The 4,756-nt window shown below is 70.8% G+C and carries 6 protein-coding genes; 4 read left to right on the top strand and 2 right to left on the bottom strand.

Annotated features, from left to right (window positions below):
• Window positions 1–159: 159 nt before the first annotated feature.
• Window positions 160–876 (bottom strand): IclR family transcriptional regulator NdgR, encoded by a 717-nt coding sequence (gene ndgR / locus C1I97_RS31720; protein WP_111006506.1) that lies wholly within the window; start codon window positions 874–876, stop codon window positions 160–162.
• Between the two features lie 191 nt (window positions 877–1,067).
• Between ndgR and leuC the strand changes: the two genes are divergently transcribed.
• The 4 genes from leuC (at window position 1,068) to C1I97_RS31700 (ending at window position 4,406) form a co-directional block, all read left to right on the top strand.
• The gene (gene leuC, locus C1I97_RS31715) at window positions 1,068–2,498 is read left to right on the top strand and encodes a 3-isopropylmalate dehydratase large subunit (protein ID WP_111006505.1); all 1,431 of its coding nucleotides are present in this window, start codon (window positions 1,068–1,070) and stop codon (window positions 2,496–2,498) included.
• Window positions 2,499–2,504: 6 nt separating this feature from the next.
• Entirely contained in the window at window positions 2,505–3,098 is a 594-nt protein-coding gene (leuD, locus tag C1I97_RS31710) for a 3-isopropylmalate dehydratase small subunit (RefSeq protein WP_111006504.1), read from the top strand.
• A gap of 306 nt (window positions 3,099–3,404) precedes the next feature.
• On the top strand, window positions 3,405–3,635 hold the full coding sequence (locus C1I97_RS31705) for a hypothetical protein (protein WP_111006503.1): 231 nt from the start codon (window positions 3,405–3,407) through the stop codon (window positions 3,633–3,635).
• Window positions 3,636–3,770: 135 nt separating this feature from the next.
• Window positions 3,771–4,406, top strand: a complete 636-nt coding sequence (locus C1I97_RS31700; RefSeq protein WP_111006502.1) for an HU family DNA-binding protein — start codon at window positions 3,771–3,773, stop codon at window positions 4,404–4,406.
• Between the two features lie 122 nt (window positions 4,407–4,528).
• Here C1I97_RS31700 and C1I97_RS31695 read toward each other — a convergent pair whose 3' ends face one another.
• Entirely contained in the window at window positions 4,529–4,732 is a 204-nt protein-coding gene (locus C1I97_RS31695) for a hypothetical protein (protein ID WP_073950195.1), read from the bottom strand.
• Between the last annotated feature and the right edge of the window lie 24 nt (window positions 4,733–4,756).

Raw genomic sequence — 4,756 nt, 5'->3', positions numbered from 1 at the left:
GGGTGGGTGAGGCCGGCGCGGATGCCGGGCGCGAGCCCCCGCGCCGGTCGGCGGGGGCCCGCAGGGCCAGGCGGCTGTGCCCGGGGGCACAGGGGTCGTCGAGGGTTCCGTCCGGAGGGCCTGCCGCGGCGTTGAGGCCGGCCCTCCTCGCGGCCGGGGTCAGCCGGAGCGGCGCAGGGCCTCGGAGAGGCGCGCGGCGGAGTCGATGACCGCCTGGGCGTGCATGCGGCCGGGGTGGCGTGTGAGGCGCTCGATGGGGCCGGAGACCGAGACCGCGGCCACCACGCGGTTGGAGGGGCCGCGTACGGGCGCGGAGACGGATGCGACGCCCGGCTCGCGCTCGCCGATCGACTGGGCCCAGCCCCGGCGCCGTACGCCCGACAGGGCGGTCGCCGTGAAGCGGGCCCCCTGCAGGCCGCGGTGCAGCCGCTCCGGCTCCTCCCAGGCCATCAGGACCTGCGCCGAGGAGCCCGCCTTCATCGTGAGCGTGGAGCCGACCGGGACCGTGTCCCGCAGACCGGACAGACGCTCCGCCGCGGCGACGCAGATGCGCATGTCGCCCTGGCGGCGGTAGAGCTGCGCGCTCTCGCCCGTCACGTCCCGCAGATGCGTGAGCACCGGACCGGCGGTGGCGAGCAGACGGTCCTCGCCCGCCGCCGCGGCCAGCTCCGCCAGGCGCGGGCCGAGGATGAACCGGCCCTGCATGTCCCGCGCCACCAGGCGGTGGTGTTCCAGAGCCACGGCCAGCCGGTGGGCCGTGGGTCGTGCCAGTCCGGTGGCCGTGACCAGGCCCGCGAGGGTGGCCGGACCGGACTCCAGAGCGCTCAGGACAAGGGCTGCCTTGTCCAGAACGCCGACGCCGCTACTGTTGTCCATGCAACGATACTTGCGTCTCACTCTGTGAAACGCAAGTTCAATTTTCCGTGGAACGCGCCACTCTGGAATCACAGGCGGCCTGCGGACCGACGGGCCCGGCGGCGGTCGCCCGGTCATGGGGGAGCGGGCGACCGCATCCTCAGGATTTCTAGTTGGGTCGGCGCGTTCCGCGTTCGGCCGGAGGGAAAGCGATGGCTAGGACACTCGCAGAGAAGGTCTGGGACGACCACGTCGTCCGGCGCGCCGAGGGCGAGCCCGACCTCCTCTTCATCGATCTGCACCTGCTGCACGAGGTGACCAGCCCCCAGGCCTTCGACGGCCTGCGCAAGAGCGGCCGCACCGTGCGCCGGCTCGACCTGACCATCGCCACCGAGGACCACAACACCCCGACCCTCGACATCGACAAGCCCATCGCGGACCCGGTCTCCCGCGTCCAGCTGGAGACCCTGCGCAAGAACTGCGCCGACTTCGGCGTCCGGCTGCACCCGCTGGGCGACGTCGAGCAGGGCGTCGTCCACGTCGTCGGACCGCAGCTGGGTCTGACCCAGCCCGGCACCACCGTCGTCTGCGGCGACTCGCACACCTCCACGCACGGCGCCTTCGGCGCGCTGGCGTTCGGCATCGGCACCTCGCAGGTCGAGCACGTACTGGCCACCCAGACCCTGCCGATGGGCCGCCCGAAGACGATGGCGATCACCGTCGACGGCGAACTGCCCGAGGGCGTCACGGCCAAGGACCTGATCCTGGCGATCATCGCGAGGATCGGCACCGGCGGCGGCCAGGGCTACATCCTGGAGTACCGCGGCCCCGCCATCGAGAAGCTCTCGATGGAAGCCCGCATGACCATCTGCAACATGTCGATCGAGGCCGGCGCCCGCGCGGGCATGATCGCCCCGGACGAGACCACCTTCGAATACCTCAAGGGCCGCCCGCACGCCCCCGAGGGCGAGGACTGGGACGCGGCCGTCGCGTACTGGAAGACCCTCAGGACCGACGACGACGCCGTCTTCGACGCCGAGGTCGTCATCGACGCCGCCGAACTCGCCCCGTTCGTCACCTGGGGCACCAACCCCGGCCAGGGTGCGCCGCTTTCGGCCTCCGTCCCCGACCCGGCTTCGTACGAAGACGCTTCGGAGCGCCTGGCCGCCGAAAAGGCCCTGGAGTACATGGGGTTGGAGGCCGGCCAGCCGCTGCGCTCCATCAAGGTGGACACCGTCTTCGTAGGCTCCTGCACCAACGGCCGTATCGAGGACCTGCGCGCCGCCGCCGCGATCCTGCGGAGCCGCAAAGTCGCCGACGGCGTACGGATGCTGGTCGTCCCCGGCTCCGCGCGCGTGGGCCTGCAGGCCGTCTCCGAGGGCCTGGACGTGGTCTTCAAGGAGGCCGGCGCCGAATGGCGGCACGCGGGCTGCTCGATGTGCCTGGGCATGAACCCCGACCAGCTCGCCCCCGGCGAGCGCTCCGCCTCCACCTCCAACCGCAACTTCGAGGGCAGGCAGGGCAAGGGCGGCCGCACCCACCTGGTCTCCCCGCAGGTCGCCGCCGCCACCGCGGTCCTGGGCCACCTGGCCTCCCCGGCCGACCTGTCCGACGCCGACACCCGTACGCCCGCTGGAGTCTGAGAGATCATGGAAGCCTTCACCACCCACACCGGCCGGGCCGTCCCGCTGCGCCGCAGCAACGTCGACACCGACCAGATCATCCCCGCCCACTGGCTCAAGAAGGTCACGCGCGACGGGTTCGAGGACGGGCTGTTCGAGGCCTGGCGCAAGGACCCCGAGTTCGTGCTCAACCGCCCCGAGCGCCAGGGCGCCACGGTCCTGGTGGCCGGCCCCGACTTCGGCACCGGATCCTCCCGCGAGCACGCCGTCTGGGCGCTGCAGAACTACGGCTTCAAGGCCGTGATCTCCTCCCGCTTCGCGGACATCTTCCGGGGCAACTCGCTGAAGAACGGCCTGCTCACGGTGGTCCTGGACCAGAAGATCGTGGACGCGCTGTGGGAGCTCACCGAGAACGACCCCCAGACCGAGGTGACCGTCGACCTGGTCGCCCGCGAGGTGCGCGCCGAGGGCATCACCGCCCCCTTCGAGCTGGACGAGAACTCCCGCTGGCGGCTGCTGAACGGGCTGGACGACATCTCCATCACCCTGCAGAGCGAGGCCGACATCGCCGCCTACGAGGCGAAGCGCCCCTCCTTCAAGCCGCGCACCCTGCCGGTCTGACCCGGCGCCCCGGCCGGTGATCGACAACTGAGCCGGCCCCCGATCCGGCACCCGGGCAGGTCGAGTTTCGGCCACCGCGCAACCCCGCTGTACCCCTGATCACCCCGATCGGGGGTACAGCCGTTTCCGGGCCCGCAAACCCCGCCGCGCCGCCGTTTCCGCTCCCAACGTCCCACGTTATGACGGGTGTTGCCGGGGTAAACGGGGTCCAGGGTCCCGGTCGGCGAAGGTGCCAGGAGGGCTGCCAGAGGCGGTAGTTGCCCCCCAGCGCAGGCGACAACTCGCCCCAGATGGCACAATCTGTGCATGGACAACGACGGCCAACTCCAGCTCTATGCGGCGGTCGCGGCCCAACTCAAGGAAGCGCACGCAAGGGTGCGCGCACTGCAAGTCCCGGAGGGCGTACGGATGGCGCTGACCCGGAAGCTGCTGATCATTACGGCGGCGGCCAAACACGATCTTGCCGGTGCGACAAGGCGCCTGGAGAGGTTCACGGCAGACCTCGACAAGGGCCGAATCCCCGGTGAGGAAGGCTGAACAGCCCGAGACCGTTGAGTCCGTTGCGACACAAGGGTGATTAGCCCGTTTCGTGTTTGATTTGCGGTATATATCCGCCTAACGTGCGAAAAGCTTGAACACTTTCGTTCCGGCAGGGTCTCCGAAGGGGAAGACGTGAACAAGGCGCAGCTCGTAGAAGCGATTGCCGACAAGATGGGCGGCCGCCAGCAGGCCGCCGATGCCGTCGACGCGGTACTGGACGCCATCGTCCGCGCGGTCGTCGCGGGAGACCGGGTCTCGGTCACCGGCTTCGGGTCCTTCGAGAAGGTCGACCGTCCCGCCCGCTACGCGCGCAACCCGCAGACGGGTGAGCGGGTGCGGGTCAAGAAGACCTCCGTTCCCCGCTTCCGGGCCGGCCAGGGTTTCAAGGACCTGGTGAGCGGCTCGAAGAAGCTTCCGAAGAACGACATCGCCGTGAAGAAGGCGCCCAAGGGCAGCCTCACCGGCCCGACCGCCACCATCGCCAAGGCCGCCGGCAAGAAGGCGGCCGCCAAGAAGGCGACGGGCGCGGCGAAGAAGGCCGCCGCGAAGAAGGTCACCGCGGCGGCGAAGAAGGCCACCGCCAAGCAGGCCGCCGGGGCGAAGAAGACCACGGCGGCCGCCAAGAAGACGACGGCCACGAAGGCCGCCGCCAAGAAGACCACGGCCAAGAAGGCTCCGGCGAAGAAGGCGACGGCCAAGAAGGCCCCCGCCAAGAAGTCGACCGCCCGCAAGACCACGGCCAAGAAGACCACCACCCGCGGCAAGTAGGGGCACAGAGGTACTCACGCGCCTTGGCCGGACTCCCGAGGGAGCCCGGCCCGCGGTGTGTCCGCCGCTCCTGCGGCTGGTGGGGGCCGTGTTGCGCGAGATGCCCGGCCCGCTCGGCCGGTTCAGAAGGTCTGCAGCGTCACCAGAGTGATCCGCAGGCCGTCCCCCTCGCCCTCCGTCTCGATCCGCACCCGCTGCCCGGGACGCAGCAGCCGCAGACCGCCCGCGTCGAACGCCGGCGCCTCGAAGGGCACCGGGGTGCCGTCGTCCAGGAGTACCTGCCCGCTGCGGCTTTCGGGATCGTACGTGTATGCGGTCGCCTGCATGGCGGCAGCCTACTGCCCCCTCAC

Origin of the sequence: Streptomyces sp. NTH33, assembly GCF_003236365.1 — a bacterium.
Lineage (GTDB): Bacteria > Actinomycetota > Actinomycetes > Streptomycetales > Streptomycetaceae > Streptomyces.
This window is presented reverse-complemented; position numbering and strand designations above follow the sequence as displayed.

Bases quoted from the DNA above. Each gene is read 5' to 3' on its own strand.
- ndgR (WP_111006506.1), bottom strand. From the start codon at position 876: ATGGACAACAGTAGCGGCGTCGGCGTTCTGGACAAGGCAGCCCTTGTC.
- leuC (WP_111006505.1), top strand. From the start codon at position 1,068: ATGGCTAGGACACTCGCAGAGAAGGTCTGGGACGACCACGTCGTCCGG.
- leuD (WP_111006504.1), top strand. From the start codon at position 2,505: ATGGAAGCCTTCACCACCCACACCGGCCGGGCCGTCCCGCTGCGCCGC.
- C1I97_RS31705 (WP_111006503.1), top strand. From the start codon at position 3,405: ATGGACAACGACGGCCAACTCCAGCTCTATGCGGCGGTCGCGGCCCAA.
- C1I97_RS31695 (WP_073950195.1), bottom strand. From the start codon at position 4,732: ATGCAGGCGACCGCATACACGTACGATCCCGAAAGCCGCAGCGGGCAG.